Raw genomic sequence first — 1,429 nt, 5'->3', positions numbered from 1 at the left:
AGCTGAGGCTTGACATGGAGTGGTCGAGGGCGACGATCCGCGATGGCTGGAACTCCTTCTGCACCAGCAAGGCGAAATCACCGATCCCGCAACAGATGTCGGCCATGACGATCCCGGGCCTCATGCCGTGTCGCGGCAAGATTGCGCGCTCGTGGCGCCAGGTCATCTTTGTTTGTGTGCGCAGGATCGGAACGAACCCGCCTTCCTCGAGGAAGCCCTGCCCAGGATAGAATTTGCTGTCATACTCCTCGACCGTGATGTTCGGTTCGATCCCGCTCAAGCGACCGAATTTTCGCGAGGTCCAACCGACCACGCTTGACGTGATGACGACGAATTTGAGATCGGGTCGAGCCCGACAGGCGTCAAGGAGGATCTGCGAAAWGGCGTGAAACGCGGCGTTGTTCATCTGCGTCAGGCGTCTGACATTGACGTAGAGAACGCCCCGCACACGACTGATCGCATCGCGAAGCAACGCGATGCTGGGCCCAAGCTCATCGACCGCCTGAGGCCGGACCACGCCCGATATGGAGAACTCCTGATTGTTCGCGTCGTATTGCGCCTTGAAGCGTGGGGGAAGGTCGTAAGGGCTCAATTGTGCAGGCCTTCGAGCGGAAGATCCACGACAAGCCTGATTGCATCACCATCGGCTTCCTCGACCCTGAGTGTGGCGTTGTAGTCGACAGCCAGTTCCAGAAGTACGACCTCCCGGCTTGGCGCGATATCGCCAGACACCGAGTTGAGGTATCGCTCCCTGGCCTCGAATCCCGCGACTTGCGACATGGCTTCTTCGTAGAATTGGCGCTCCCCTGGCACGCATGGGAATGTCAGCTCGATCCTGTCCGTGGCGCCATGGCGAGACACCCTGCATGCCAACTCGCCGTCGGTATGGCGCGTGCGAAAGGCAATTTCCAGCAGCTCGTTGAAGGCCGAGGAAAAGAGATTTGAATGCCGGACCGAGTCTGATCTATTTTGACTGATCATCCGGGCCATGTATGTCGAGACATAATCGCAGTGTCTCCAAGCGGAGACAAAGGCTTTGATTTCCATGTCGATCTGGATCATGGGCTCAAAAGTCTGCTCGCCAGCCAGGTCATGTTGAACAGATCCCATCGGCATCCTCACTTATTCCATCAGTATTTGAGCCCTGGTGGGCTATGGCCTCCGAGGCGGAAATTTGACCGCCTCGTAATCAGTCAGTCCCGCACTGCCTCGAAGAATTGCGTGGCGTCTGCGTCGATCGTTTCCACAACTGTCCACTTACAAAGGGTGCAAGGCGCTAGAGCGCCCGATTTGAATTCTCCATCTCCCGTACCACCTTCGGCGGGGACCGCCTGATGAAATCGCTGGTTGCCTCGGCTCCGAGCGGTCGCCCCAGGAGATTACCTTGCAGGCAATCGCAATTTTCCTTGATCAGCCATCGTGCCTGTGC

The 1,429-nt window shown here is 57.7% G+C and carries 1 protein-coding gene and 1 pseudogene; both read right to left on the bottom strand.

From position 1 onward, the window contains the following. Window positions 1–592 (bottom strand): annotated as a pseudogene (locus ACXJ7R_RS32620) (SAM-dependent methyltransferase); the annotation flags it as partial. Continuing rightward, a complete protein-coding gene (locus tag ACXJ7R_RS32615) occupies window positions 589–1,062 on the bottom strand; it encodes a ubiquinone biosynthesis methyltransferase UbiE (RefSeq protein WP_457155392.1) in 474 nt (157 codons plus the stop codon). The gene ACXJ7R_RS32615 and the pseudogene ACXJ7R_RS32620, both read right to left, overlap by 4 nt. Window positions 1,063–1,429: the final 367 nt, after the last annotated feature.

The organism is Mesorhizobium sp. P5_C1 (assembly GCF_054049815.1).
Note: the sequence above shows the minus strand (reverse complement) of the source record. Positions and strands in the feature narration are given on the sequence as shown.

Coding starts and splice junctions, on each gene's coding strand:
- ACXJ7R_RS32615 (WP_457155392.1), bottom strand. CDS start 1,062: ATGATCCAGATCGACATGGAAATCAAAGCCTTTGTCTCCGCTTGGAGA.